The following is a 26,155-nucleotide window of genomic DNA, read 5'->3' on the forward strand; positions in this document are numbered from 1 at the left end:
GTGGGGGAGTGCTCCGGCCTGCGCACGTGCCGTAATCTCGAAGCCTGGAGCCCGTTGTTCCGGGACCGGAGCCTTGATCCACGACTTGGGGTTGCACAGCAGATGACTGCGATTTCTCTCGGCATGCCGTCCGTTCCGACCAAGCTCGCCGAACGCCGGCAGAGCCGACAGATCCAGGTCGGATCCGTGGCGGTAGGCGGAGACGCCCCGGTGTCGGTGCAGTCCATGACGACCACCCGTACGTCGGACATCGGCGCGACGCTCCAGCAGATCGCCGAGCTGACGGCGTCGGGCTGCCAGATCGTCCGAGTGGCCTGCCCCACGCAGGACGACGCGGACGCCCTGGCGACCATCGCACGCAAGTCCCAGATCCCGGTCATCGCGGACATCCACTTCCAGCCGAAGTACGTGTTCGCCGCGATCGAGGCCGGCTGCGCCGCGGTCCGCGTCAACCCCGGCAACATCAAGCAGTTCGACGACAAGGTCAAGGAGATCGCGCGGGCCGCCAAGGACCACGGCACCCCGATCCGCATCGGCGTGAACGCGGGTTCCCTGGACGCGAGGCTCCTGAAGAAGTACGGCAAGGCGACGCCGGAGGCGCTCGTAGAGTCCGCGTTGTGGGAGGCGTCGCTCTTCGAGGAGCACGACTTCCGGGACATCAAGATCTCGGTCAAGCACAACGACCCCGTGGTCATGGTCAACGCCTACCGCCAGCTCGCGGCCCAGTGCGAGTACCCCCTCCACCTTGGCGTGACGGAGGCGGGCCCGGCGTTCCAGGGCACGATCAAGTCGGCGGTGGCCTTCGGCGCGCTGCTGTCGGAGGGCATCGGCGACACGATCCGCGTATCCCTGTCGGCCCCGCCGGCGGAGGAGATCAAGGTGGGCATCCAGATCCTGGAGTCCCTGAACCTCCGCCAACGCCGCCTGGAAATCGTCTCCTGCCCCTCCTGTGGCCGCGCCCAGGTGGACGTCTACAAGCTGGCCGAAGAGGTCACCGCAGGCCTGGACGGCATGGAGGTCCCGCTCCGAGTAGCCGTCATGGGCTGCGTGGTGAACGGCCCCGGCGAGGCCCGCGAGGCCGACCTCGGCGTCGCTTCGGGCAACGGCAAGGGCCAGATCTTCGTCAAGGGCGAAGTCATCAAGACGGTGCCCGAGTCCAAGATCGTGGAGACCCTCATCGAGGAAGCCCTGAAGATCGCCGAGGAGATGGAGGCGGCGGGCGTGGCGTCAGGCGAGCCGTCGGTCTCGGTCGCGGGCTGACGAAGCCGCGTCCGTTCATGCAGCAAGGGTGATCCAGAACCGATCCTCGCCGCGCACTTGCCCGTCGGGGACGCCGCCGTTGGCCTGGATCACCCGGCGGGACGCGTGATTCTCCTGGCCACAGGTCAACAGGACACGGTCGAGCCCCAGCCGTCGGCACTCCTCCAGCCCGGCCGAGAGCATCCGCGTCGCATGCCCCTGCCGACGCCAAGGCGTGACGACGTGATACCCGACATGGCCGCCGACCTCGGCCAACTCGGGCGTCAGTTCGTGCCGGACCACCAGCGTGCCGAGGTAGTGCTCACCGGAGACATACCAGAACACGGTGGAGGGGACGCCCCAACGGATCCGCGGCCCACGCCGCTCCGCGACGAACGCGTCGAAGTCGTCACCGGCAGGCCCCAGCCACTCGGTGGACCGCCCCTCCGCGAGACAGTCGGCCCGCTCGCCGGTCAGATAGGAATCGCGCACGGCGACGGTGGGCCAGACGAGACGTGGAGGGGCGATGACATGGGTCATGCGCGTGAGTCTCCCCGCTGCCGACACTCACCCGCACCTGGTTAACGCCGGAGGGAACGTATCTCGGCGTCGGGCGGCGTTCCCTTTCAGTGCCGGTCCGGGTATCTCAGCCTGTCCGGTGTTTGAGGACGACCACTGCCGTCCCGAGCCCCCACCCACCCGCTGGGGGCGCACCTCTCGACGCCGGTCCGCATCACTCAGCCTGTCCGGTGTTTGAGGACAAGGCCCGTTCAGGGCCGGAGCGGGGGTCTGGGGGCGGCAGCCCCCAGGAACGGCACGCTGCCCAACGGCCACCTACGAGAAGGCAGCCCCCTTACACAGGGCGGCGCGGCTCAGCTTCCGCAGGTACAGTGCGGAGATCAGCAGACCCCAGGGTGAGGCCCCGCACGTGTTGACGCAGACCACCTCCCGGGTCCTCGAACCGAGCGACCTGGACGCCGCGCTCGCCGTACTCGACCGCGAGCCGGTCGCGAACGCCTTCGTGACATCGCGGGTGCAGATCGCGGGGTTGGACCCGTGGCGGCTCGGCGGCGAGATGTGGGGCTGGTACGAGGACGGCATGCTGACGTCCCTCTGTTACGCGGGCGCCAACCTCGTCCCGATCTGCGCCACCCCCAGAGCGGTTCGCGCCTTCGCCGACCGGGCCCGCCGCGCAGGCCGCCGCTGCTCCTCGATCGTCGGCCCCGCCGATGCCACCGCCCTGCTGTGGCGCCTCCTCGAACCGCACTGGGGCCCGCCCCGCGAGGTCCGCTCGCACCAGCCCCTCATGGTCACCGACCGCATGCCCGTCGACATCGCCCCGGATCCGTACGTCCGCCGCATCCGCAAGGACGAGATGGAGACGATCATGCCGGCGTGCGTGGCGATGTTCACCGAGGAGGTCGGCGTCTCCCCGCTGGCAGGCGACGGCGGCCTCCTCTACCAGGCCCGCGTCGCCGAACTGGTCGGCTCCGGCCGCTCCTTCGCCCGCCTCGACGGCAACGGCAAGGTCCTCTTCAAGGCGGAGATCGGCGCGGCGACGACGAGGGCCTGCCAGATCCAGGGCGTCTGGGTGGCCCCCGAATACCGGGGCAAGGGCTACGCGGCCCCCGGAATGGCGGCGGTACTCCGCTACGCGATGGCCGACGTGGCCCCGGTGGTAAGCCTCTATGTGAACGACTTCAACACGTCGGCGAGAAGGACGTACAGGAGGGTCGGCTTCCAAGAGGTCGGCGCGTTCATGAGCATCCTGTTCTGAAACCCCCTAGGGCGCGGGGCTGTATCGATATGCGGCTCCGCCGCGTGGGCGCGACAAGCCACAGACAGCCCGCACCAAATCAACAACGCGCACCCCCCTGTAGTCTCCCGACATGCTGCGCTTCCCCGGTCACGGCCACCGCCACCCCGACGAAGTCGTGATCGGCCCCCTCGACCTGAGCGCCCGCGTGGACGAGGCGCTGGCAGTCCAAGCCCTGGCTTTCGGACTGGGCGCCGACGAGATCGCCGTACGCCGCCAGATCGTCCTGCGCCACATGACCTACCCGGGAGCAACGGCCCTGGGGGCCACCGCAGCGGATCGCCTCGTGGGTTTCGTCTACGGCATGCCCAACGACCGTGCCCACTGGTGGTCCACCGTCGTGGAGCCCTACCTCCGCGCCCAGGGCCACGACGCCTGGCTGGACGACTCATTCGTGATCACGGAGCTGCACGTCCACCCCCGCTACCAGAACCGCGGTATCGGCCGCTCCCTGATCACCACCGTCACCGACGCCGCCGCCGAGCCCCGCTCGATCCTCTCCGCGATCGACACCGACAGCCCGGCCCGCGGCCTCTACCACTCCCTCGGCTACGAGGACCTGGCCCGCAGGGTCCTGTTCCCCAGCGCCCCCAAGCCGTATGCGGTGATGGGCGCCCCCTTGCCCCTGCGTCACCGCTAACGGATTTCCACCGTCCCGTGCCGCCCGGCTAACCTCCTGCCATAACCCTTGAGCAGCAGGAGTAAACAATCATGGCCCAGGTCCAGCGCATGTCCCGGTTGATGGTCAAGACACTGCGCGACGACCCGGCGGACGCCGAGGTGCTCAGCCACAAGCTGCTGGTGCGCGCCGGCTACGTGCGCCGCACCGCCGCCGGTGTGTGGTCCTGGCTGCCGCTCGGCAAGAAGGTGCTGGCCAACGTCGAGCGGATCGTCCGCGAGGAGATGGACGCCATGGGCGGCCAGGAGGTCACGCTCCCCGCCCTGCTGCCGAGGGAACCCTATGAGGCGACCGGCCGTTGGGAGGAGTACGGCCCCGAACTGTTCCGCCTCAAGGACCGCAAGGGCGGCGACTACCTCCTCGGCCCGACCCACGAGGAGATCTTCACCCTCCTGGTCAAGGACCAGTGCACGTCCTACAAGGACCTGCCCGTGATCCTCTACCAGATCCAGACCAAGTACCGCGACGAGGCCCGCCCCCGCGCCGGCATCCTGCGTGGCCGCGAGTTCCTGATGAAGGACTCCTACTCCTTCGACCTGGAGGACGAGGGCCTCGCCAAGTCGTACGCCCTGCACCGCGAGGCGTACCAGAAGATCTTCACGCGCCTCGGCCTGGACTACCGCATCGTCGCGGCCACCGCCGGCGCCATGGGCGGCTCCAAGTCGGAGGAGTTCCTCGCCCCGGCCGCGGCCGGCGAGGACACCTTCGCCGACTGCCCGAACTGCGACTACGCCGCCAACACCGAGGCGATCACGTACGCGCTCCAGCCGGTGGACGGGTCGGCCGTGCCCGCCCTCGAAGAGATCCCCACCCCCGACACCCCGACCATCGAGACGCTCGCCGCGCACCTGGGCGTGCCCGCCTCCGCGACCCTCAAGAACCTCCTCATCAAGGTGGACGGCGAGATCGTCGCGATCGGCGTCCCCGGCGACCGCGAGGTCGACCTGGGCAAGGTCGAGGCGCACTTCGCCCCGGCCCCCGTCGAACTCGTCACCGCCGAGGACTTCGTGGGCCGCGAGGACCTGGTCCGCGGCTACGTCGGCCCCCAGGGCCTGGAGAAGGTCCGCTACCTCGCCGACCCGCGCATCGCCCCCGGCACCGCCTGGATCACCGGCGCCAACAAGGAGGGCGTGCACGCGAAGAACGTCCTCGTGGGCCGTGACTTCGAGGTCGACGAGTACGTCGACTCCGTGGTCGTCCAGGAAGGCGACCCCTGCCCCGCCTGCGGCACCGGCCTCAAGCTGGACCGCGCCATCGAGATCGGCCACATCTTCCAGCTGGGCCGCAAGTACGCCGACGCCCTCCAGCTCGACGTCCTCGGCCAGCAGGGCAAGCCGGTCCGCGTGACCATGGGCTCCTACGGCATCGGCGTCTCCCGCGCCGTCGCCGCCCTCGCCGAGCAGCACGCCGACGAGCAGGGCCTGGTCTGGCCCAAGGAGGTCGCCCCCGCCGACGTCCACGTCGTCGCCGCGGGCAAGGCCCTCCAGACGGAACTGGCCCTCGACATCTCCGACAAGCTGGCCGCGGCCGGCGTCCGCGTCCTGGTCGACGACCGCGCCGGCGTCTCCCCGGGCGTGAAGTTCACGGACTCCGAGCTCATCGGCGTACCGAAGATCCTCGTCGCGGGCCGCCGCTCCGCCGAGGGCGTCCTGGAGCTCAAGGACCGCCGAAGGGGAGAGCGCGAGGAACTCACCGTCGAGGAAGCGATCGCCCGCCTCACCGCGTAAAGAAACCTCTCAGAGACTTCTTGAGAGGCGTATGGACGCCTCACAGACTTCTCTCAGGCCGTTCCCCGACCGTATGACGTGACAGAGCGTCACTCGGGAGGGGAACGGCCATGACAGTCAGGGAGCGGGGGGCCGCGGCGGCGGTCCGCAGAGGAACGCGGCGCATAGCCGCGACGACGGCAGCGGTGACGCTGGCGGCGGCGGCCGGGGTGTTCGCCCTGGTCGGCACGATGCAGTCGGACGCCGAAGCGACGGCGACGGGCAGCACGGACAACTCGTCCTCTACGTCGTCTTCGTCATCGTCGAGCGACTCCTCGACGTCGGACGGCTCAAGCAGTTCGAGCAGCTCGTCCTCGGACAGTTCAAGCAGCTCGGATTCCTCCTCCTCGGACCTTCAGTCGTCGTCCTCGGACAGCCTGACGTCCGGCAGCAGCGGCTCCTCCGACTCCACCTCGGGGGCGTCGTGACCACCGCAGCCGCCACCGCCCCGCGGACGACGGCCGCCACCGAGTGGCGCGCCCTCGGCACGAGCGTCCGCCTCGTCACCACCGACCCGGCCCTCCTGGACTCCTGCAACCTGCTGCTGGCCAGACACCTCGCCGAGGTCGACGCGGCGTGCAGCCGCTTCCGCACGGACTCCGAACTCGCCGCCCTCGACGGCACGCACGGCCGCCCGGTCCGGGTCAGCCCGCTGCTCGCCGAGGCACTCGCGGTGGCGTTGCGCGCAGCCGAGGCGACGGACGGAGCGGTCGACCCGACGGTCGGCTCGGCGATGGAGGCGATCGGCTACGACCGCGACTTCACCCTCGTCCGCGAGGACGACCGCCCGGTACGGCTGACGGTGAAGCGCGCTCCGGGCTGGCGCCTGATCAAGCTGGACCGCGAGTCGGGCACGGTCAGCGTCCCCGACGGAGTCCGCCTGGACCTCGGCGCCACCGCCAAGGCCTGGGCCGCCGACAGGGCCGCGACCATGCTGGCCCGCACCGCCGGCTGCGGAATCCTGGTGAGCCTGGGCGGCGACACGGCCGTCGCCGGTGAGCCCCCGGCGGGCGGCTGGCAGATCCGCGTCCAGGACGTCACGGGCCCGGTCGAGGAGACACCCGAGCAGGGCCCGTACGCCACGATCGGCCTGCGCGCCGGAGGCCTGGCCACGTCGGGCACGGCGGCCCGCCACTGGCGCCGTGGTACCCAGAGCCTCCACCACATCATCGACCCACACACCGGCCTGCCCGTCCTCACCCCCTGGCGCACGGTCTCCGTGGCAGCCGCGACCTGCGCCGACGCCAACGCGGCCACCACGGCGGCCCTGGTGAAGGGCACGGGGGCGGAACGCTGGCTGACGCGACTGGGGCTGCCGGCGCGACTGGTGACGCAAGAGGGGGTCGTCCTTACAACCCCGGGTTGGCCAATTTCAGCCCGTCCGGCGTTTGAGGACGAGGCCGTCAAGGCCGATAGCACCACCCGCCGGGGGACAGCCGCATGACCTCCGAAACCCTCTGGTACGCCAACAGAGCCACCGGTGCCGTCTGCCTGATTCTCTTCACAACAGTCGTCCTGCTCGGCATAGCCGTACGCCTGCGCAAGAAGATCCCCGGCCTCCCTCGCTTCGGCACGGTCACCCTCCACCGCACCCTCTCCCTCTCAGCCACCGCCTTCCTGGCCCTCCACATCACCACCGCGATAGTCGACGGCTACGTCAACATCACCGCCCTGGACGCCCTCGTCCCCTTCGTCTCCGACTACCAGCCCCTGTGGCTGGGCCTCGGCACGGTCGCGTTCGACCTGCTGCTCGCGGTCCTGATCACCAGCCTGCTCAGGGAACGAATAGGCCACCGCGCCTGGCGCGGGCTGCACTGGCTGGCCTACGCCTCCTGGCCCGTCGCCCTGATCCACGGCATCGGCATCGGCACGGACACCGGCACCGACTGGATGACCTGGCTGACAGTTTCCTGCGTGGCCGCGGTCCTCACCGCCGGCGGCATCCGGCTGGCGAACTCCGTCCGAGCCGCCCGCCGCACGCCCGCCGCCCTCCTCCACGCGGCCGAAGGAGCCCGACCGTGACCCTCACCTCGACGGACCTCTACATGTCACCCCGGCTGCTCGCACCGGGCGGCGCCCCGGCCGACCTCACGACACACGAGCAGCGCTACGGCCCCTTGGCGTACGGCGATCCGGCCGCCCTGCTCCGGACAGTCGCGGAATCCGGCCTCACGGGCCGCGGCGGAGCCGCCTTCCCGGCGTACCGCAAGCTGGTCTCGGTGATCGAGGCCGGCCGGCGAACCAACCGCGCCCCCGTCGTCGTGGCGAACGGCGCGGAGGGCGAGCCCGCGAGCCGCAAGGACCGCACGCTGCTCCAGCTGTCGCCCCATCTCGTCCTGGACGGGCTGCAGTTGGCGGCCCGGGCGGTCGGCGCGGGGGAGGCGTACCTGGCCGTGGAGGACGGCGCGACCTATCTCGAATCGGCCCTCGCACAGCGCAAGGACCCCCTGCGCGTCACGGTCGTACGGCTCCCGAAACGGTTCCTGTCGGGGGAGTCCTCGGCGCTGGCCCGGTACCTCTCGGGAGGTGCCGCCCTCCCCACGTACCAGAACCCGCCGGTCCGCGAACGCGGCGTGCACCGCTCCCCGACCCTCGTCCAGAACGTGGAAACCCTCGCTCACCTGGCCCTGATCGCCCGCTACGGCGCCGACTGGTACCGAGCCGCAGGCACCCCGTCGGAACCGGGAAGCGCCCTGTGCACAATCCACACCCCGGGACGCGAACCCCGGGTGGTGGAAGCCCCGTTCGGCATGCCACTAACCCGCCTCCTACCCCTCGACGGAATGTCCGCGGTCCTCCTGGGCGGCTACCACGGCACGTGGATCCCGGCCCACGAAGCCGCCCAACTCCGCCTCACCACAGCCACGTTGGGAGCGGGCGTCCTGGCCTCCCTCCCCACCGACCGCTGCGGCCTGGCCGAAACCGCCCGCGTCCTCCGCTACTTGGCCCTCCAGTCAGCAGGCCAGTGCGGCCCCTGCCTCAACGGCCTCCCTCGCATAGCCGCCGCCTTCCGAACCCTGGCCACACCGGGCCTCCAGGCCAACACCCGCACAGATGTGGCCCGTTGGGCGGGCCTGGTGGAAGGCCGAGGAGCCTGCCACCACCCCGACGGCACGGTCCGTTTGGTCCGCAGCGCCCTGACCACGTTCGCGACCGAACTGGAAGCCCACGCAGGAGGCTCCTGCACAGCAACCGACCGAACACCCCTGCTGCCCGTCCCCGAGGAGGAGAACTGACATGGACCAGCACATAGAAATCGACTGGACATCCTGCGAGGCCCACGGCCTGTGCACAGAACTCCTACCGGAACGCATCACGGAGGACGAGTGGGGCTACCCGATAGTGGACGACACCCCGATCCCCACCAGAACGATCAAACGAGCCCGCAGAGCGGCGACGGACTGCCCGGCCCTAGCTTTGAAACTCAGGTCTGGGTGACGTACCTGAAGGGGCGCGGGGAACTGCGCGACCAGCCACGAAGCACCCGCACTCCGCAATGATCCGCAAGCCCCTCAAAGCCACCCGGCAAACTCCAGCAACAACTCAGCATCCCGAGGCCGCCCCACGCGCAGTGCCCGCACCCCGGACTCCACGGCCCGGAACAACGTCCACCCCCGCAACCGCTCCTGATCCACATCCAACGACTCAGCAAGCCGCCTCACCCGCCGCCGAGTAATCGACGCCCCCGACGACGAGGCGATCAGATCCTCCACCCGATCCCGCACCAGCCGAGCCAGATCGAACGCACACTCCCCAACCACCGGATCAGGCCCGACGGCCAGCCAGGGAGACCGCTCACCCGCAAGCACCTTGCTCTGCCGAAACGTCCCATGCAGCAACCGCAACTCAGGCGGCGCAGCCAAAAGCTCCTCACGCGCCGAGAGAGCCGCGCTCACCAGCCCCGCCACCTCCGAAGACGCACCCCGCATAACCTCGGCCTGCCGCCCCGTCCGCTCGGCCACGGTCTCGAAGACATGGTCACTCGGCGGCTCCACCCACAGCCGCCGCAACGTCCCCGCCGCCTCCAGCAACGCCTTCGCCTCAGGCAACGACCGCACGGACACATCAGGGTGCAGCCGCTCAAGCAACAGCACACCGTCACTGGTGAACGGCTCCAGCAGCTGTACGGCACCCCGCCCACCCCAGTGCGCCAGCGCGGCTCGCTCACTCTCCGGCCGGGCCCGACGCGGGGCCAGTTTCAGCACGGCCGGCGTCCCATCAGAACGCCGCACCAGCACGACGAGGCTGCTGCGCCCACCGGGCACCTGCACCCGCTCCACGGTCAACCCGCGTAGATCAACGACCTGTTGGGCCGCCTCGGGCAGCTTCTCCAACCAGTCGTCACCGTTCGGTGGCGTCTCACCGAGCGCCCTCACCAGACGCTGCGGCGGTTCGAAAGCCATGCGCGAGTCGTTCCCTTCCTGCGAGCTTCTGCGAGCCGGTGCGGATTACGCCGTGGGCGTCGCCGTCGCTGTTGCCGAGGCCGACGCGGACGCGGTGGCGGCCCGCTCGGCAAGACCAGGGAAGGCTACGCTCTCGCCGCGCCAGCGCACCGCCCGCACCGCGGCCTCGCGCAGCGCCTCGGCGGCGGTGCCGCGCCGGTCGCCGTCCGTCGCCCGCACCAGGTCGGAGTAGACCCCGGCGACACGTTCCTCCAACTCGGCGGCGAGCCGCACCGCGGCGGCCGAGTCCGGCACCGGGAAGGGCAGCGCGTACCCGGCGGTCGCGGCGACCGGCGTACCGCCCAGGTCCCGCACCTCCCGCGCCAGCGCGTCCCGCCGGGCCCGGTGAGCGTCGTACGCGGCCCGTGCCTCGACCCGGCGCCCCTCGCGGATCAGCCCGCCGACGACCCCGTAGCCGTACACGGCGGCGTGCTCGGCCCCCAGCGCGGCCTGCAGCGCGACCAGTTCCGCGCTCGCCGTGCTCTCGGGGCTCCCGGTCTTCTTCGCCTCGCTCATCTGTCAGCCACCCTCCGTCAGCAGATACGCGTGCGCCGCCCCGGCGGCCGCCACCGAGGCCAGTACCCTGGCCAGCTCGCCGGGCACCTCAAGGAGAGCCTTCGCCCGCCGGTCCGCGAGCGCCCGCTCGGCGGTGGCGAGCTCGGCGAGCGCGTCCCTTTCGCTCGCCGGAAAGGAGGCGGAGGGAGAGGCCGAAGCGGACGACGAAGCAGATGACGAGGCGGAAGGCGAAGCGGACGGCGAAGCGGACGGCGACGCCTTCTCACTCCCCCCGAACGCCTCCACATGCCGTACGACCTCCGCCCGCAGCGGCCCCAGCCGCGCCGCCAGCGCCGGGAACACGGCGAGCACCGTGTCGTACCGCTCGGTCAGCCCCTGGCTGTCGCGGGCCGCACGCGCGCGTGCCCGGTCGGCGGCGGACGGACTGCCGCCCGTGCTGCCGGACTCCTCGGACCGGCTGGAACAGCCGGCGAGCAGCGCGGCCGTCGAGGCGGCGGCGAGCAGGCTCCTTCTGCGCGGCCCCGAGGGGGTGCGCGGCGGCGGGGGGAACGGCACGGCAGACGTCCTCGGGAGCTCGTACGAAAGAGGGAGGGCGGCAAGCCCGTGATCACGGTACCCGCGCATCTGTCCGAGACCGGTCACCGGCACCGCCCATCAGCGGGTGGACGGCAACACACCCCGGGACCGGATACCCTTTGACCAGACACGCGACCAAACCACAACAGCACACGCGGCCGAGGAGTCACCCGGATGAGCACCACCCAGAGCGAGAGGCTGCGGGAACTGCTGGAACCGCTCGTCAGCTCCCAGGGACTCGATCTCGAAGAGGTCGAAGTGGACTCGGTTGGACGTAAGCGGGTGCTGCGTGTCGTCGTCGATTCCGACACCGGTGCCGACCTGGACCAGGTCGCCGATGTGAGCCGCGCGCTCTCGGCGAAGCTCGACGAGACGGACGCGATGGGCGCGGGCGAGTACACCCTTGAGGTCGGAACCCCCGGTGCCGAGCGCGAGCTCACGGAACACCGCCACTACGTGCGCTCGATCGACCGCCTGGTGAAGTTCCAGCTGGGCGAGGGCGGCGAGCTGGTCGCCCGGATCCTCGAAGTGGACGACGACGGGATCGACCTCGAAGTGCCCGGCGTGAAGGGGCGCAAGCCCACCGCCAGACGGCTCGCCTTCGGGGACATCGCCAAGGCGCGCGTCCAGGTCGAGTTCAACCGCAAGAACAAGAACGAAGAGAACGTAGAGGAGGCGTAGCCGTGGACATCGACATGAGTGCCCTGCGGGGCTTGGTACGGGAGAAGGAGATCTCCTTCAGCCTGCTGGTCGAGGCGATCGAGTCGGCCCTCCTCATCGCCTACCACCGCACCGAGGGAAGCCGCCGCCACGCGCGCGTGGAGCTCAACCGGGAGACCGGCCACGTGACGGTGTGGGCGAAGGAGGACCCCGAGGACCTGGAGGAGGGGCAGGAGGCGCGCGAGTTCGACGACACCCCGGGCGACTTCGGCCGTATCGCCGCCACCACCGCCAAGCAGGTCATCCTGCAGCGGCTGCGCGACGCCGAGGACGACGCGACGCTCGGCGAGTACGCCGGCCGGGAGGGCGACATCGTCACCGGCGTGGTCCAGCAGGGCCGCGACCCCAAGAACGTGCTGGTCGACATCGGCAAGCTGGAGGCCATCCTGCCGGTGCAGGAGCAGGTCCCGGGCGAGACGTATCCGCACGGGCTGCGGCTTCGGTCGTACGTCGTCCGGGTGGCGAAGGGCGTTCGCGGTCCGTCCGTGACCCTCTCGCGCACGCATCCCAATCTGGTGAAGAAGCTCTTCGCGCTTGAGGTGCCCGAGATCGCCGACGGTTCGGTCGAGATCGCCGCCATCGCGCGCGAGGCCGGTCACCGGACGAAGATCGCGGTCCGCTCGACGCGCTCCGGGCTGAACGCCAAGGGCGCCTGCATCGGCCCCATGGGCGGCCGGGTGCGCAACGTCATGGGCGAACTGAACGGCGAGAAGATCGACATCGTCGACTGGTCGGACGACCCGGCCGAGATGGTGGCGAACGCGCTGTCCCCGGCGCGGGTCTCCAAGGTCGAGGTCGTCGACTTCGCGGCCCGCTCCGCGCGCGTGACGGTCCCCGACTACCAGCTGTCGCTGGCCATCGGCAAGGAAGGGCAGAATGCCCGGCTTGCGGCCCGGCTCACCGGCTGGCGGATCGACATCCGTCCGGACATCGAGCAGCCGTCCGAACAGGACTGACGTCCACGTGAGGAATAGATCCAAGCCGCACGTGGCTTAGATCACGACAACAGCCGTTCGATTCTTGCCCCAAAGGGGTGAGGTCGGTGCGGGGAGGTAGACTTAAGAGTGTCTGGCCGGACGCGAGCCCGAGCATGCCCTGAGCGCACCTGTGTGGGGTGCCGGGAGCGAGCGGCCAAGAAGGACTTGCTGCGCATCGTGGCGGTCGAGGGCGAATGCGTCCCTGATCATCGCGGTACGCTGCCCGGCCGGGGTGCGTATGTGCATCCCGCCCTGGTCTGTCTCGACCTGGCGGTACGCCGCCGGGCGTTCACGCGGGCGCTGCGCGCCCCGGGAGCGCTCGACACCAAGGCGTTGCGCCTCTACGTCGAGCAGGCAACACCGTAAGAGCGAGTCGTACGGAACCCCCGTGCGGCCCGGTATTCCGCGAGTTGGAAGTAGGTCGAGATTGCGATGAGCACTCGATGAGCACGCGATGAGTACGCCCATGAAGTAGCGACGGTCCGGACACAACCCGGACCTAAAAGGAGCGAAGTGGCTAAGGTCCGGGTATACGAACTCGCCAAGGAGTTCGGGGTTGAGAGCAAGGTCGTCATGGCCAAGCTCCAGGAACTCGGTGAATTCGTCCGTTCGGCGTCTTCGACCATCGAAGCGCCCGTTGTCCGTAAGTTGACGGACGCCCTCCAGCAGGGCAACGGAGGCGGCAAGCCCGCTTCCGCACGCAAGGCTGCCCCGGCGCGTCCGGCAGCCCCGTCCCCCGCGCAGGCCGCCCGTCCGGCTGCCCCGCGCCCGCCGGCCCCGAAGCCGGCCGCCGAGAAGCCCGCGGCTGCCGCCGCTCCGGCTGCTACCGGCCCCCGTCCCACCCCGGGCCCGAAGCCCGCACCGCGGCCCGCCCCGGTGTCCCCGGCTCCGGCCGTGCCCGAGTTCACGGCACCCCCGGCGGCTCCCGCGGCCTCCGCGGCTCCCGCCGCACCGGCTTCCACCGGTTCCTCCGCTCCTCGTCCGGGCGCCCCGCGTCCGGCGGGCCAGGCTCCGCGTCCCGGTGCCCGTCCGGCCGGTCCCGGCCAGGGCGGCGGCCAGGGTCGTGGTGACCGTCCCGAGCGTGGCGGCGACCGTCAGGGCGCTCCGCGTCCCGGCGGCCAGGCCCCGCGTCCGGGTGGTGCCCGCCCGTCGGGTCCCCGTCCGGGCAACAACCCGTTCACCTCTGGTGGCTCCACCGGTATGGCGCGTCCGCAGACGCCCCGTCCGGGCGGCGCCCCGCGTCCCGGTGGCCCCGGTGGTGCCCCCGGCGGCGCTCCGCGTCCCCAGGGCGCGGGTCAGGACCGTGGTCCTCGTCCCCAGGGCGGTCCCGGCGGCGCTCCGCGTCCGCAGGGCGGTCCGGGCGGTGCCCGTCCGACCCCGGGCGGCATGCCTCGTCCGCAGGGTGGTCCCGGTGGCGCTCCGCGTCCCGGTGGCGGCCCCGGCGGCAACCGTCCGAACCCCGGCATGATGCCGCAGCGTCCTGCTGCGGGCGGTAGCCCCCGTCCCGGTGGCGGCCCCGGTGGCCGTGGTCCCGGTGGCGGCGGCGGTCGTCCCGGCGGTCCCGGTGGTGGCGGCGGTCGTCCCGGTGGCGGCGGCGGCTTCGCCGGTCGTCCCGGTGGTGGCGGCGGTGGCGGTTTCGCCGGTCGTCCCGCGGGTCCCGGTGGCGGCGGTGGCGGTTTCGCCGGCCGTCCGGGTGCTCCGGCCGGTGGCGGCGGTGGCCGTCCCGGCTTCGGCGGTCGTCCCGGTGGTCCCGGTGGCCGTGGTGGCACACAGGGCGCCTTCGGTCGTCCCGGCGGTCCCGCGCGTCGTGGTCGCAAGTCGAAGCGGCAGAGGCGCCAGGAGTACGAGGCCATGCAGGCCCCGTCGGTCGGCGGCGTCATGCTGCCTCGCGGCAACGGACAGTCCGTCCGTCTGTCGCGCGGTGCCTCGCTCACCGACTTCGCCGAGAAGATCGGCGCCAACCCGGCGTCGCTCGTCGGCGTGATGATGAACCTCGGCGAGATGGTCACTGCCACGCAGTCCGTCTCCGACGAGACGCTGAAGCTCCTCGCGGACGAGATGAACTTCGTCCTGGAGATCGTCAGCCCCGAGGAGGAGGACCGCGAGCTGCTCGAGTCCTTCGACATCGAGTTCGGCGAGGACGAGGGTGGCGAGGAGTTCCTCGTCGCGCGTCCGCCGGTCGTGACCGTCATGGGTCACGTCGACCACGGTAAGACCCGCCTTCTCGACACCATCCGCAAGACGAACGTCGTCGCGGGCGAGGCCGGCGGTATCACGCAGCACATCGGTGCGTACCAGGTCACGACTCAGGTCAACGACGAAGAGCGCAGGATCACCTTCATCGACACCCCGGGTCACGAGGCGTTCACCGCCATGCGTGCCCGTGGTGCCAAGTCGACCGACATCGCGATCCTCGTGGTGGCGGCCAACGACGGTGTGATGCCCCAGACGATCGAGGCGCTGAACCACGCCAAGGCGGCCGGTGTGCCGATCGTGGTCGCGGTCAACAAGATCGACGTCGAGGGCGCCGACCCGGTCAAGGTGCGTGGTCAGCTGACCGAATTCGGTCTGGTGGCCGAGGAGTACGGCGGCGACACCATGTTCGTCGACATCTCCGCCAAGCAGGGTCTGCACATCGACTCCCTGCTGGAGGCCGTGGTCCTCACCGCGGACGCCTCGCTCGACCTGCGGGCCAACCCGGAGCAGGACGCGCAGGGCATCGCGATCGAGTCCCACCTGGACCGTGGCCGCGGCGCCGTCGCGACCGTCCTGGTCCAGCGCGGCACCCTGCGGGTCGGCGACACCATGGTGGTCGGCGACGCGTACGGCCGTGTCCGCGCGATGCTCGACGACCGCGGCGAGAACGTGGAAGAGGCGGGTCCCTCGACCCCGGTCCTCGTCCTCGGTCTCACTAACGTCCCGGGCGCCGGCGACAACTTCCTTGTCGTCGACGAGGACCGCACGGCGCGTCAGATCGCCGAGAAGCGGGCGGCGCGCGAGCGCAACGCCAACTTCGCCCGCCGGGGTGTCCGGTTCTCCCTGGAGAACCTGGACGAGGCCCTCAAGGCCGGTCTGGTGCAGGAACTCAACCTCATCATCAAGGGCGACGCGTCCGGTTCGGTGGAGGCTCTCGAGTCCTCGCTGCTCCAGCTCGACGTCGGCGAAGAGGTCGACATCCGCATCCTGCACCGCGGCGTGGGTGCGGTCACCGAGTCGGACATCGACCTGGCGACCGGCTCCGACGCGATCGTCATCGGCTTCAACGTCCGCGCGGCCGGTCGTGCCGCGCAGATGGCGGAGCGCGAGGGCGTCGACGTCCGGTACTACTCGGTGATCTACCAGGCCATCGAGGAGATCGAGGCGGCCCTCAAGGGCATGCTCAAGCCGGAGTACGAGGAGGTCGAGCTCGGCACGGCGGAGATCCGCGAGGTCTTCAAGTCGTCCAAGCTGGGCAACATCGCCGGTGTCCTGGTCCGCTCGGGCGAGGTCAAGCGCAACACCAAGGCGCGCCTCATCCGCGACGGCAAGGTCATCGCGGAGAGCCTCACCATCTCCGGGCTGCGTCGCTTCAAGGACGACGTCACCGAGATCCGCGAAGGGTTCGAGGGCGGTATCAACCTCGGCAACTTCAACGACATCAAGGTCGACGACGTCATCGCGACGTACGAGATGCGCGAAAAGCCGCGGGCGTAAGCCAACGGTTCGTGTTGGCCGGCGGGACATTCGTTCCGTCGGCCAACGCGGCGTGTCTGGGGGCTGCCCCCAGGCCCCAGTGACGGTTCGCTCCAAGGTCTACGGAGCGTAATATCCGTCGATCGGCACGGCCTCACGCTGTACCGTTCTTGATGTCCCGCCCGTTGAGATGGTGGGGCCATCGATCCCGTACCGGCGGGTGAACCGGTTACACATGTACGTGGGGACTCTGTCCTTCGACCTCCTCCTCGGCGACATACGTTCGCTGAAGGAGAAGCGCTCCGTCGTCCGCCCGATCGTCGCCGAGCTCCAGCGGAAGTACGCGGTGAGCGCGGCCGAGGTGGACCACATGGACCTTCATCGCCGGGCCGGTATCGGTCTCGCGATGGTGTCCGGCGACGCGGGGCATCTGACCGATGTGCTGGACCGGTGCGAGCGGCTGGTCGCCGGGCGCCCCGAGGTGGAGCTGCTGTCGGTCAGACGCCGGCTCCATGGCGACGACGACTAGATCAGAGACGTAGAACAGGAAGAACGGGAGACGGACCAGTGGCCGACAACGCGCGTGCCAAGAGGCTGGCGGACCTCATCCGAGAGGTGGTGGCCCAGAAGCTGCAGCGTGGGATCAAGGACCCGCGGCTCGGCTCGCACGTCACCATCACGGACACCCGGGTGACGGGTGACCTGCGGGAGGCGACCGTCTTCTACACGGTGTACGGCGATGACGAGGAGCGGGCCGCCGCTGCCGCCGGGCTGGAGAGCGCCAAGGGTGTTCTGCGGTCCGCCGTGGGCGCTGCGGCCGGTGTGAAGTTCACGCCTACGCTCGCCTTCGTCGCGGACGCTCTGCCGGACACCGCCAAGAACATCGAGGACCTCCTCGACAAGGCGCGCGCCTCCGACGCGAAGGTGCGCCAGGTGTCCGCGGGTGCGGACTACGCCGGTGGCGCCGACCCGTACAAGAAGCCCGACGAGGACGACGAGACGGACGACGCCGCCGAATGACCGAGAAGAACCGGACGCCCGACGGGCTTGTCATCGTCGACAAGCCGTCGGGCTTCACCTCGCATGACGTCGTCGCCAAGATGCGCGGCATCGCGAGGACACGACGCGTCGGGCACGCCGGCACCCTCGACCCCATGGCGACGGGCGTGCTCGTCCTCGGCGTCGAGAAGGCCACCAAGCTGCTCGGGCACCTCGCCCTGACCGAGAAGGAGTACCTGGGGACGATCCGCCTCGGGCAGACGACCCTGACCGACGACGCCGAGGGCGAGATCACGAGGTCCGTCGACGCCTCGAAGGTCACCCGGGAAGCCGTCGACGCCGGGATCGCCAAGCTGAGCGGCGACATCATGCAGGTGCCGTCCAAGGTCAGCGCCATCAAGATCGACGGCGTCCGGTCCTACAAGCGGGCGCGGGAGGGTGAGGAGTTCGAGATCCCCGCCCGGCCGGTCACCATCTCGTCCTTCGCGGTCTACGACGTCCGGGACGCCGTAGCCGAGGACGGCACCCCCGTGCTCGACCTGGTCGTCTCGGTGGTCTGCTCGTCCGGCACCTACATCCGGGCCCTGGCCCGCGACCTGGGCGCCGACCTGGGCGTCGGCGGACACCTCACCGCGCTGCGCCGGACGCGCGTCGGACCGTACAAGCTGGACTCGGCCCGCACCCTGGACCAGCACCAGCAGGAGCTGACCGTGATGCCGATCGCCGAGGCCGCCTCGGCCGCGTTCCCCCGCTGGGACGTGGACGCCAAGCGGGCGCGGCTGCTCATCAACGGCGTGCGGCTCGAAATGCCCGACGAATACGCGGGCAAGGGCACCGTCGCCGTCTTCGACCACGAGGGCGTCTTCGTCGCGCTGGTCGAGGAGCACAAGGGCAAGGCGAAGAGTCTGGCCGTCTTCGGCGGCTGACGGGTCCGCCGACGGACCTCTTCTCTTCCCGGCCACCTGCCCGTGGAGCGGCGATCACGGGGTCGTACTTCGATGGCCGCCGCTCCACGGTCCCCCCTCGGTTCCCCCACCCCTAGGGTGTATCCAGCGACCCCCTCCTATTCACCCGTCCGGGCAGGCGCTCGGAGTGAACCGAGGGAGCGGAAGGGGGCGCGTTCACCGCGCGATCTGTCCGGCTGATCAACCCGCGCCTACCGTCGAACACAGGGCGCGGACAGCACGGGCGCCCGGCGGGGAGGTTCGACCATGGCGGGACGGGGCCCGCGGACCGGCGGCGGCCGCCGTACGCCGGACGCGAGCCGGGACGACGACCGGGCGACCGGCACGGACACCGGTGCCGCGCGGGACGACGTCCTGGTGCGGATCCACGACCTGGCCGGCCGACCGCGCGGCACGGGATTCGTGGCCGACCACCACGGCACGGTGATCACCAGCCACGAGGCGGTCGACGGACTGCCCCGGCTCGTGCTCCGCGCGGCGGGCGACCGCACATGCGTGGTGCCCGCCGAAGCGGTGACCCCGCTGCCGGCCCTGGACCTGGCCCTTGTACGCACCGAGGGCTTGGGCGTAGACCCGCTCCCCATCACCATCCGGGACACCATCGAGACCGGCACCTACGTCCGCCTCGCCGCCGGATGCTGGCGTGAGGCCCGCGTCCTGGGCAACGCCTCCGTCACCTACACGGCCACCGACCGCTTCCATCTCCTCGACGACGCTCTGGAGTTGGCGATCGGCACGGCCGGCCGCGACGCCCTACGCCTCGGCGGCGGGGCGGCCGGCGGCCCCGTCCTCGACGCCGCGACCGGCGCGGTACTGGGCGTCCTGGGCACCGCACTCCAGGCCGGCCAGCGCGACACGGGCTTCGCGGTGCGGTTGCGTGCGGCGGAGGCCGGGCCCCTGGCCGACCTGCTGTCCCTGAACGCCTCGACGGTGCCCGCCTACGGCGCCGACCTCAACCTGGCCGGCGTCCTGGAACTGACGGCCACCTCGGTCGGCTCGGACGGCCCGCCGGGCGCCCTGGCGGGCTACGTAGGCAGAAAGACGGACGCCGGAGGAGGCCCGGGCCCGGTGGCGCCGGTCGAACGGGCAACGGTGGCAAGGGCGTTCGCCAACTTCACGGCAGGCGAGGCCGCCGTCCTGGCCCTCGTCGGCGCCCCGGGCACCGGCCGTACGACCGCACTCGCAGCCCTGGCCGCACGCCGCCACCGGGGTACGGAACCGGCCCCCACACTGTGGCTCCGCGGCGCCGACCTGAAGGACGCAGACGGCTCGGTGGCGGACGCGGCCCGCCGAACCCTTTCCCGCGCGGCCCGCATCGTCGCCACCTCCGAGTCGACCACTCCGGCCGACCTGGGCGACCTCACGCCGGAACGCCTGGCACGCGTGGCCAGCGACATTGGCCGACCGCTGCTGCTCCTGCTCGACGGCCCCGAGGAGATGCCGCCGGTCCTCGCCCATCGCCTGGGGGAGTGGACGGAGGGGACGGAGGAGTGGCTGCGGGAGACGGGGGCGCGGTTGGTGGTGGCGTGCAGGGAGGAGTACTGGGAGGGGGCGGGGGTGGGGTTTGCGGGAGAGGTGTTGCACGGGGCCGCACCCGCAGACGCCGGCCCGCACCACCCAGCCCGTCTGGGGGTCCCCCCTCTGGGGGAGTTTGAGGACGAGGCCCGTTCAGGGCCGATAGGGGGGTCTGGGGGCGCAGCCCCCAGGGATGGGACGGGTAGGGGCGGCGGTGGCGAGAAACACCCCTGCGTACACCTGGGCGACCTCACCGAAGACGAGGCCCACCAGGCCCGCACCCGCTACGACATCCCGGACGGCGTCCTCAACGACACCGACGCCCGCCACCCCCTCACCCTCCGCCTCCTCTCAGAGGTCCGCGCCGCCCTCCCCGATGCCCCGGACACCCCCCTCCTCGACCGCGACGACATCCTCGCGGCCTACCTCGACCTGATGTGCCTACGCATCGCGGTACGCCTAGCCGCCGAGAACGGCCTCCGCGGGACAGCCGTTCGCCGCCTCGCAGCCAAGGTCTCCGGCCAGATCCACGAGGCAGCCCGCCGCAGCCTGGGCCCCGGCCAGGGCGAACTGGACCGCAAGTCCTTCGAGGCGGTGTTCCCCTGGGGCCTGGCCCCGAAGAGGCTAGGCGGCGGCACGGGCTGGGCGTCAGCCGTCCTGACCGAAGGTCTCCTCGTCCCGGCCGGCGGAGGCTACCGCTTCGCCCACGAGGAACTCGCCGACTGGATCCAGGGCATGCACCTGGACCTGGACGAGGCCCTGCGAGCCCTGGTCCACCGCCGCCGCACCCCGCAGGCCACGCACCCCCTCCCCGTCCCACACCACCGCATCGGCCCTGTCGTCCAGGCCCTGCTCCTCCTGGCCCGCCAGCAAGGCCCCGCCGAACTCACCTCCCGCCTACAGGAGTTGGTGCACGCCGTAGACGCCGACCCGCAATCCTGGTGGGCCGCCCGCCTACTCGCCGACACCCTGCTGAGCGTCCCGGACGCGACGCCGTACATCGGACCGCTCCGCCTCCTCGCCGACCGACTGGTGGCCTGGCGGCAGCAACAGCGCACCGCACCACGGGAGTTCGCCCCCGAGTTCTGGACTGCCCTGCCCTTGGCGCAGGCGACCCGCCTCGATCTTCTCCGCCGTCTCGTCCTGGCCGACCCGGCCCCGCAGGACACCGACTCCCCCCGTTACCTCGACGCCGCCGCGCATCTCCTCGCCGCCGACGCCACGGCCGTACAGCCGCTTCTGACGGCCTGGTTCGACGACGAGCGCCCGCTGCCCGCGACCCCGTACGCCACGGTCGCCAAGGCCGCGCAGGCGCTGCTGCACACGCACCGGCACCGGGCGCTTGACGACCTGACGGAGGTGCTCGTCGGTGTCGCGCACCGGCGCGCCGACGAGCTGCTGGCCGTACTCGCGGAGGACGAGCCGTCGGCCGTCTGCCGGGCCGTCGACCGATGGGCGCACGACGAGCGGCCCGCGCGGCGGGTAGCGGCGGTGGCGTACGGACTGCGGGCCGCACCCCACGTACGCACCGAGGCCGACCGTGAACTGCTCCGCTACGCCGCCCTCGCCCTGCTCGCCCGTCCCGCCGACTGCACCTTGCACGGCGGCGCGCTCGCCCTCCTCGTCCGGGATCCGCACACCCGCGCCCGCCATCTCCCGCAGGCGCTACGGCAGTTCGCCGCCGGAGACCCGCAGTTCCCGCCGAGCGCACTGGTCGCCGCCCTGCCAACCGACCCGGAGCCGGTCCTCGACGCCTTCCGGGCGCGGCTGCGCCGACCGGACGCGGGGGATGCGCTGCGGACCCTCGCCGATGTCACGACCCCGAGCCTGGCCCGCCGGGTCGCCGGCCTCGTACGGGAGGCGGTGGAGCAGCGGCCGGAGACGGCGGCGCACGTAGCCGCGTACGTCGACCGGCGCCTCGACCAGGGCCCCGCCGCCCGTGCCGTGCTGTTCCCGCTGGTCACCGGTCTCCTGGACGGCGGCCCGGAGGAGGTACGGGAGGCCCTCGCCCCCGTCTTCGCCGCGCCCGGCACCCCCGCGTCCCGCCCCCTGCGCCACGAGCTCCTCGAATTCCTGCTGGCCCACGAGCACGATCCCGGCGTCCTGGACGCGCTGCTGCACGCGGCGGCCCAACACCGTGCAGAGGGCATCCGCGACCTCGTCCACCGCACCGGCCTCCTCCTGGTCCGCACCCCGGCGGGCGCGACCCGCTTCGACCGCGGCCTCGTCGACCTGGGCCGCCGGATCCCGGGCTTCGCCACCCTGGTGGCGGGCTGGCTCAGCGACACCCCGGAGGCGTGGGCCGCGGTCGTCGGCCCCAGCACCCGCCGCATGATCGAGAACCTGGCAGGGGTGCGAGTCCCCGCATAACCCGACGAGATACGTGCGCCCCGTCACAGCCCCCATGCCGATGCCGGACGGACGCACGCGGCATGGCACCCTAGGACCTGCGTAAGAACAGGCAAAGACGGACACGGGTTCGACAAGGAGCGGTCACAGTGCAGCGCTGGCGTGGCTTGGAGGACATCCCCGAGGACTGGGGGCGCAGCGTCGTCACCATCGGTTCCTACGACGGAGTCCACCGCGGGCACCAGCTGATCATCCGGCATGCCGTGGAACGCGCGCGTGAGCTGGGCGTTCCCTCGGTCGTCGTCACCTTCGACCCGCACCCCAGCGAGGTCGTGCGCCCCGGCAGCCATCCACCGCTGCTGGCCCCGCACCACCGGCGCGCCGAGCTGATGGCGGACCTTGGTGTGGACGCGGTCCTCATCCTCCCCTTCACGACCGAGTTCTCGAAGCTGTCCCCGGCCGACTTCGTGGTGAAGGTCCTGGTGGACAAGTTGCACGCCAAGGCGGTCGTCGAGGGCCCCAACTTCCGCTTCGGCCACAAGGCCGCGGGCAACGTGGAGTTCCTGACCGAGCAGGGCAAGACGTACGACTTCGAGGTCGAGGTCGTCGACCTGTACGTGTCCGGCGCGGCAGGCGGCGGCCAGCCCTTCTCCTCCACGCTCACCCGCCGCCTGGTCGCCGAGGGCGACGTCGAGGGAGCCGCCGAGATCCTCGGGCGCCCGCACCGCGTGGAGGGCGTGGTCGTCCGTGGCGCCCAGCGCGGCCGCGAGCTGGGCTTCCCCACCGCGAACGTCGAGACCCTGCCGCACACCGCGATCCCGGCCGACGGCGTCTACGCGGGCTGGCTGCACGCGCAGGACGAGGTGATGCCGGCCGCGATCTCCGTCGGCACGAACCCGCAGTTCGACGGGACGGAGCGCACGGTGGAGGCGTACGCGATCGACCGCGTCGGGCTCGATCTGTACGGCCTGCATGTCGCCGTCGACTTCCTGTCCTTCGTGCGCGGTCAGGCGAAGTTCGAGTCGCTGGACGCGCTGCTGGTGCAGATGGCCGAGGACGTGAAGAAGTGCCGTGAACTGATCACGGCCGCAGCCGCGGACGGGCCCGGCCCCGCCTGATCCCGGCCCCCGACACCGGGGGGACATGCGCGAACGACGCAGGGCCGACACCGTGATGGTGTCGGCCCTCCGTCATGCGTCGACTTCAGCTTCCGCTACTGCTGTGTCCAGCCGGGCGGTACGACTCCCTGCTGCGGCGGCTCCTGCTGCGGAGCCTGGGGCGGCTGCGCCGGCTGCTGCCACTGCTGGCCCGGCTGGGGGGCGGCGCCGGGCTGGGCGTAGGGCTGCTGGGGGTGCTGCGGGGGCGCGTAACCCTGCTGGGGCTGCTGCTGGTAACCCATGTTCGGGTTGCCGAAGCCCTGCTGCGTACGGGCGATGTCCTCGGCGATGAGCGCCGCGAGATCGAAGTAGGCCTCGCGGGTCTTGGGACGCATCATGTCGAGGTCGACCTCGGCGCCCGCCGAGAGGTGCTCGTCGAAGGGGATCACGACGACACCGCGGCAACGCGTCTCGAAGTGCGCGACGATGTCCTCCACCTTGATCATCTTGCCCGTCTCGCGGACACCGGAGATCACGGTGACCGACCGCTGGACGAGATCGGCGAACCCGTTCGCCGACAGCCAGTCGAGCGTGGTCGAGGCGCTGCTCGCACCGTCCACCGAGGGCGTGGAGATGATGATCAACTGGTCGGCGAGGTCGAGGACTCCGCGCATCGCGCTGTAGAGCAGACCGGTACCGGAGTCCGTGAGGATGATCGGGTACTGCTTGCCCAGCACCTCAAGCGCGCTGCGGTAGTCCTGGTCGTTGAACGTGGTGGAGACCGCCGGGTCCACGTCGTTGGCGATGATCTCCAGACCGGAGGGCGCCTGCGAGGTGAAGCGGCGGATGTCCATGTAGCTGTTCAGCTGCGGGATCGCCTGCACCAGGTCGCGGATGGTCGCGCCCGTCTCGCGCCGCACCCGTCGGCCGAGGGTGCCGGCGTCCGGGTTGGCGTCGATCGCCAGGATCTTGTCCTGTCGCTCGGTGGCGAGCGTGGCGCCCAGCGACATCGTCGTCGTGGTCTTGCCGACGCCGCCCTTGAGGCTGATCACCGCGATCCGGTAGCAGGACATCACCGGCGTACGGATCAGCCCCAGCTTCCGCTGCCGCTCGGCCTCCTCCTTCTTGGCGCCGAGCTTGAAGCGGGACGGGCCCTGGTTGTTCTTACGGGCCTTGGGCTGGTTGCGCAGCAGTCGGTCGGAGGACAGCTCGACGGCCGCGTTGTAACCGAGCGGGGTGCCGGGCGCGGCTTGCTGCTGCTGGGGGGCGCCGGGGCCGGACTGCGGGCCGGGCGGGGCGGTCCAGCCCTGGTTGCCGTAGGCGGCGGGGGGAGTGGCGGGCTGCTGGGCCTGGGCCGGAGGCTGCCCGGGCTGCTGCTGGGCCGGGGGCTGCTGCGGCGGGTAGGCGTAGCCCGGCTGCTGCTGGGCGGGGGGCTGGGGGTAGCCGTAGCCGGGCTGCGGCTGGGGCTGTCCGGGTGCGGGCTGGGGGTAGCCGTATCCGGGGGCCTGCGGCTGCGGGGGCTGGGGGGCCAGGCGCGGGTCGACCGGGGCCGGCTGTCCGCCCTGTGCGGGGTAACCGGGCTGTGGTTGCGGCTGCGCCGGGGGCGGGCCGAACGTGCCCTGCTGCGGGGGCTGTCCCGGCTGTTGCGGGGGCTGGGCGGGAGTCTGGGGGTAGCCGTAGCCGGGTTGGGGCTGTCCGGGCTGAGGGGCCTGCTGGGGGTAGCCGTAGCCGTCGGCCTGTGCGGCGGCCGGGGCGAACTGGCCCGGCCGGCCTGGCTGTTGCGGCTGCTGCGGCGCTCCCTGCGTGGGGTGCGCGGGCGTGTAGCCCGGCGGCAGCGGGGGGATCCCCTGGCCGGCCGGGGGTGTCACGGGGGCCTGCGCGGCGGGCTCGGGCTCTGCCTCCGGCGTCGCCGGCGCGTCGGCGCCGGTCTGCGCGGGGGAACCCGTGTCGGAACGGACGCCCGCCGTTCCCTCGCCCTCCGGGGCGGACGCGGGGCCACCCGACTCCGACGTCTCTTCGCTCCGGTGCTCCTCCGGCTCATCGGCGGTGCCGAACAGCGCGGCTGCCTCGGCGTCGGCGGCGGCGTGGTTGAGCTCGGGCATCGGCTGTGCGGCGGGGGCGGGCTCTTCGGGAACGCTCGGCGCGGGGGCGGCGGCCTGCGGTGCGTTGCCCTGGGAGTCCTCGTCGACCGGGCGCAGCACGGGGAAGCCGGGTGCGGCGGCGGGCGGGGGCGACGCCGGGGGTTGGGCGGGGGGCTGGCCGGGGGTCTGGGGGTAGCCGTATCCGCCGGGGGCCGCGGGGACGCCGGCGGCGGGGGTCGAGCCGGCCTGCGGCTGTGGCTGCGGCGGCTGGGCGGGCTGCGACGGCTGGGGGGTCTGAGGGGGCTGCGGGACGCCGTAGCCACTCGTGCCACCCGCGCCCTGCTGGTTCACACCAGGCGCGCCCGGTGCGCCCTGCGCCGGCTGCTGCGGTGCGCGACCACCGGGCGGTCCGGCCGAGGGCCCGCCAGGCGAGCCGACGGGTGACCCGGTCGGTGGCTGTGGTGCGGCCTGCCCGGCGTTCCGCTGATCGGCGGCCGCGGAGCCGGACTGTGTGCTGGGGGCGTACCAGGCGGGAGGCGTGTAGACGATTTCGAACTCACCGGTGAGTTCCACCTCTTGTTCGTCCCCGTCAGAGGACGGGCCGCCGCCGCCGTTGTACTCGGACGGTTCCCTGTTCACTGCTTGCCTCCTGGTCAGCCACTGCTGCTGAATTGGTCGTCGTCGCGGCCGGGCGGACCGAGTGGCGAACCCCCCACGCGGCTGCGATCGTCACCGCATCACCAGAA

23 protein-coding genes are annotated in these 26,155 nt (G+C 71.6%); 18 read left to right on the top strand and 5 right to left on the bottom strand.

Features of this window, described 5'->3' with window-relative positions:
* Positions 1–102: 102 nt before the first annotated feature.
* Positions 103–1,260, top strand: a complete 1,158-nt coding sequence (gene ispG / locus AC5DRG_RS38055; RefSeq protein WP_491804266.1) for a flavodoxin-dependent (E)-4-hydroxy-3-methylbut-2-enyl-diphosphate synthase — start codon at positions 103–105, stop codon at positions 1,258–1,260.
* A gap of 15 nt (positions 1,261–1,275) precedes the next feature.
* Here ispG and AC5DRG_RS38060 read toward each other — a convergent pair whose 3' ends face one another.
* A complete protein-coding gene (locus AC5DRG_RS38060) occupies positions 1,276–1,779 on the bottom strand; it encodes a GNAT family N-acetyltransferase (RefSeq protein ID WP_491804267.1) in 504 nt (167 codons plus the stop codon).
* A 388-nt stretch (positions 1,780–2,167) separates the two neighbouring features.
* Between AC5DRG_RS38060 and AC5DRG_RS38065 the strand changes: the two genes are divergently transcribed.
* The 8 genes from AC5DRG_RS38065 (at position 2,168) to AC5DRG_RS38100 (ending at position 8,938) form a co-directional block, all read left to right on the top strand.
* A complete protein-coding gene (locus tag AC5DRG_RS38065; RefSeq protein ID WP_491804268.1) occupies positions 2,168–3,016 on the top strand; it encodes a GNAT family N-acetyltransferase in 849 nt (282 codons plus the stop codon).
* A gap of 112 nt (positions 3,017–3,128) precedes the next feature.
* Positions 3,129–3,695, top strand: coding sequence for a GNAT family N-acetyltransferase (locus AC5DRG_RS38070; protein ID WP_491804269.1), 567 nt, complete (start codon positions 3,129–3,131; stop codon positions 3,693–3,695).
* Between the two features lie 71 nt (positions 3,696–3,766).
* Positions 3,767–5,461, top strand: a complete 1,695-nt coding sequence (locus AC5DRG_RS38075; protein WP_491804271.1) for a proline--tRNA ligase — start codon at positions 3,767–3,769, stop codon at positions 5,459–5,461.
* A 110-nt stretch (positions 5,462–5,571) separates the two neighbouring features.
* Positions 5,572–5,928 (top strand): hypothetical protein, encoded by a 357-nt coding sequence (locus AC5DRG_RS38080; RefSeq protein ID WP_491804272.1) that lies wholly within the window; start codon positions 5,572–5,574, stop codon positions 5,926–5,928.
* Positions 5,925–6,944, top strand: coding sequence for an FAD:protein FMN transferase (locus AC5DRG_RS38085; protein WP_491804273.1), 1,020 nt, complete (start codon positions 5,925–5,927; stop codon positions 6,942–6,944). Before AC5DRG_RS38080 ends, AC5DRG_RS38085 begins: the two co-directional genes overlap by 4 nt.
* On the top strand, positions 6,941–7,522 hold the full coding sequence (locus AC5DRG_RS38090; RefSeq protein WP_491804275.1) for a ferric reductase-like transmembrane domain-containing protein: 582 nt from the start codon (positions 6,941–6,943) through the stop codon (positions 7,520–7,522). The genes AC5DRG_RS38085 and AC5DRG_RS38090 overlap by 4 nt, the downstream gene beginning before the upstream one ends.
* On the top strand, positions 7,519–8,736 hold the full coding sequence (locus tag AC5DRG_RS38095; RefSeq protein WP_491804276.1) for an NADH-ubiquinone oxidoreductase-F iron-sulfur binding region domain-containing protein: 1,218 nt from the start codon (positions 7,519–7,521) through the stop codon (positions 8,734–8,736). Before AC5DRG_RS38090 ends, AC5DRG_RS38095 begins: the two co-directional genes overlap by 4 nt.
* 1 nt (position 8,737) lies before the next feature.
* Positions 8,738–8,938, top strand: coding sequence for a ferredoxin (locus AC5DRG_RS38100; RefSeq protein ID WP_491804278.1), 201 nt, complete (start codon positions 8,738–8,740; stop codon positions 8,936–8,938).
* 74 nt (positions 8,939–9,012) lie between these two features.
* On the opposite strand, the gene AC5DRG_RS38105 is transcribed toward AC5DRG_RS38100, so the two are convergent.
* Genes AC5DRG_RS38105 through AC5DRG_RS38115 form a run of 3 tightly spaced genes read right to left on the bottom strand, consistent with a single transcriptional unit; the run spans position 9,013 to position 11,013 of the window.
* Entirely contained in the window at positions 9,013–9,903 is an 891-nt protein-coding gene (locus AC5DRG_RS38105; protein WP_491804280.1) for an aminoglycoside phosphotransferase family protein, read from the bottom strand.
* A 45-nt stretch (positions 9,904–9,948) separates the two neighbouring features.
* Positions 9,949–10,458, bottom strand: coding sequence for a ferritin-like domain-containing protein (locus tag AC5DRG_RS38110; RefSeq protein ID WP_491804281.1), 510 nt, complete (start codon positions 10,456–10,458; stop codon positions 9,949–9,951).
* Between the two features lie 3 nt (positions 10,459–10,461).
* A complete protein-coding gene (locus AC5DRG_RS38115; RefSeq protein WP_491804282.1) occupies positions 10,462–11,013 on the bottom strand; it encodes a hypothetical protein in 552 nt (183 codons plus the stop codon).
* 195 nt (positions 11,014–11,208) lie between these two features.
* On the opposite strand from AC5DRG_RS38115, the gene rimP reads away from it, so the two are divergent.
* From rimP to AC5DRG_RS38160, 9 genes are all read left to right on the top strand, one after another.
* Entirely contained in the window at positions 11,209–11,715 is a 507-nt protein-coding gene (gene rimP / locus AC5DRG_RS38120; protein WP_491804283.1) for a ribosome maturation factor RimP, read from the top strand.
* Between the two features lie 2 nt (positions 11,716–11,717).
* A complete protein-coding gene (gene nusA / locus AC5DRG_RS38125; protein WP_491804284.1) occupies positions 11,718–12,710 on the top strand; it encodes a transcription termination factor NusA in 993 nt (330 codons plus the stop codon).
* A gap of 108 nt (positions 12,711–12,818) precedes the next feature.
* The gene (locus AC5DRG_RS38130) at positions 12,819–13,097 is read left to right on the top strand and encodes a YlxR family protein (RefSeq protein WP_266961235.1); all 279 of its coding nucleotides are present in this window, start codon (positions 12,819–12,821) and stop codon (positions 13,095–13,097) included.
* A 147-nt stretch (positions 13,098–13,244) separates the two neighbouring features.
* The gene (gene infB / locus AC5DRG_RS38135) at positions 13,245–16,424 is read left to right on the top strand and encodes a translation initiation factor IF-2 (RefSeq protein WP_491804286.1); all 3,180 of its coding nucleotides are present in this window, start codon (positions 13,245–13,247) and stop codon (positions 16,422–16,424) included.
* 214 nt (positions 16,425–16,638) lie between these two features.
* Complete coding sequence (locus AC5DRG_RS38140) at positions 16,639–16,932, top strand: DUF503 domain-containing protein (RefSeq protein ID WP_491804288.1); 294 nt, start codon at positions 16,639–16,641, stop codon at positions 16,930–16,932.
* 38 nt (positions 16,933–16,970) lie between these two features.
* Positions 16,971–17,423 carry a 30S ribosome-binding factor RbfA gene (gene rbfA / locus AC5DRG_RS38145; protein ID WP_491804289.1) on the top strand — a complete coding sequence of 151 codons (453 nt, stop codon included), beginning with the start codon at positions 16,971–16,973 and terminating at the stop codon, positions 17,421–17,423.
* Positions 17,420–18,328 (top strand): tRNA pseudouridine(55) synthase TruB, encoded by a 909-nt coding sequence (truB, locus tag AC5DRG_RS38150; protein ID WP_491804291.1) that lies wholly within the window; start codon positions 17,420–17,422, stop codon positions 18,326–18,328. Before rbfA ends, truB begins: the two co-directional genes overlap by 4 nt.
* 285 nt (positions 18,329–18,613) lie before the next feature.
* Entirely contained in the window at positions 18,614–22,252 is a 3,639-nt protein-coding gene (locus AC5DRG_RS38155) for a trypsin-like peptidase domain-containing protein (protein WP_491804292.1), read from the top strand.
* Between the two features lie 128 nt (positions 22,253–22,380).
* Positions 22,381–23,349: a bifunctional riboflavin kinase/FAD synthetase gene (locus tag AC5DRG_RS38160; protein WP_491804294.1), complete on the top strand. Its 969-nt coding sequence runs from the start codon at positions 22,381–22,383 to the stop codon at positions 23,347–23,349.
* 95 nt (positions 23,350–23,444) lie between these two features.
* Here the strand turns inward: AC5DRG_RS38160 and AC5DRG_RS38165 are convergent, their stop codons facing one another.
* Positions 23,445–26,048, bottom strand: a complete 2,604-nt coding sequence (locus tag AC5DRG_RS38165) for an SCO5717 family growth-regulating ATPase (protein ID WP_491804295.1) — start codon at positions 26,046–26,048, stop codon at positions 23,445–23,447.
* Positions 26,049–26,155: the final 107 nt, after the last annotated feature.

The organism is Streptomyces sp. JLBG701, from assembly GCF_058544905.1.